Raw genomic sequence first — 1,490 nt, 5'->3', positions numbered from 1 at the left:
CCCCCGTTATGTTTTCTGCGGTCCTGCAAGAGGGCCGCTGGCCTCCGGGCCCGGCATGGCTGTTCCCCCCTGTCGAACCGATGACCTGGGGGGTGGTGCCACCGGGCCCGAGAGGCGCCGTTGGAGACGCTGATGAGAGGTCCGACTACCGCCCGGCCGAGCGCAACGCCCGGCACCTGGTGGGCGGCAGGTCTGCATAACGTGGATGCGCGCACGACGCCAACGCCCCGGCCAGCACCGCACAACCCCATTCGGGAGGACGGCGTGAACGACAATGACGGGATAGACGTCTTCCTGGGCCTGGACGTCGGCAAGAGCCACCACCACGGCCACGGACTCACCCCGGCCGGCAAGAAGGTCTTCGACAAGCAGCTGCCCAACACCGAGCCGAAGCTGCGGGACGTCTTCGAGAAGCTGAAGGCCAAGTTCGGCACCGTCCTGGTGATCGTGGACCAGCCCGCTTCGATCGGTGCCCTGCCCCTGACGGTGGCCCGGGATGCCGGCTGCAAGGTCGCCTACCTGCCGGGCCTGTCGATGCGGCGGATCGCCGACCTCTACCCCGGCGAGGCCAAAACCGACGCCCGCGACGCGGCCGTGATCGCCGACGCGGCCCGCACCATGCCGCACACCCTGCGCTCGCTGGAACTCACCGACGAGATCACCGCTGAGCTCACGGTCCTCGTCGGCTTCGACCAGGACCTGGCGGCCGAGGCCACCCGCACCTCCAACCGGATCCGCGGCCTGCTCACCCAGTTCCACCCCAGCCTGGAACGCGTGCTCGGACCACGCCTGGACCACCCCGCCGTGACCTGGCTGCTGGAACGCTACGGATCCCCAGCCGCCCTGCGAAAAGCCGGACGCCGCAAGCTGGTTGAAGTGATCCGGCCCAAGGCCCCGCGCATGGCGACACGGCTGATCGACAACGTCTTCGACGCGCTCGACGAGCAGACCGTCGTCGTCCCCGGGACCGGCACCCTCGACATCGTGATCCCCTCCCTGGCCCGCTCCCTCGGCGCTGTCCACGAACAACGCCGGGCCACAGAAGCCCAGATCACAGTCCTGCTGGAGGACCACCCTCTTTCGAAGGTCCTGACGTCGCTGCCCGGCGTCGGCGTCAGGACCGCCGCCACCTTGCTGGTCACCGTCGGCGACGGCACCGGCTTCCCCACCGCCGCCCACCTCGCCTCCTACGCCGGCCTCGCCCCGACCACGAAGTCGTCGGGGACCTCGATCCACGGCGAACACGCCCCCAGAGGCGGAAACCGGCAACTCAAACGCGCGATGTTCCTCTCCGCGTTCGCCGCCCTGCACAATCCCTCCTCCCGCACCTACTACGACAAATGCCGGGCCCGCGGAAAGACCCACACACAAGCCCTCCTCCGCCTCGCCCGCCAACGCATCAACGTCCTGTTCGCGATGCTCCGCGACGGCACCTTCTACGAACCCAGAACCCCACGCCTCGCTTGACGAAAGACATAGAGGCACCCCCC

1 protein-coding gene is annotated in these 1,490 nt (G+C 68.9%); it reads left to right on the top strand.

Going from position 1 to position 1,490, the window contains the following annotated elements:
* Window positions 1–264: 264 nt before the first annotated feature.
* Window positions 265–1,467 carry an IS110 family transposase gene (locus ACIBK4_RS50470; protein WP_399006973.1) on the top strand — a complete coding sequence of 401 codons (1,203 nt, stop codon included), beginning with the start codon at window positions 265–267 and terminating at the stop codon, window positions 1,465–1,467.
* The last annotated feature ends 23 nt before the right edge of the window (window positions 1,468–1,490 follow it).

The organism is Streptomyces sp. NPDC050528 (assembly GCF_044457795.1).
Lineage (GTDB): Bacteria > Actinomycetota > Actinomycetes > Streptomycetales > Streptomycetaceae > Streptomyces.
The sequence above is the reverse complement of the archived record's forward strand: the minus strand, read 5'-3'. Positions and strand labels throughout refer to the sequence as shown.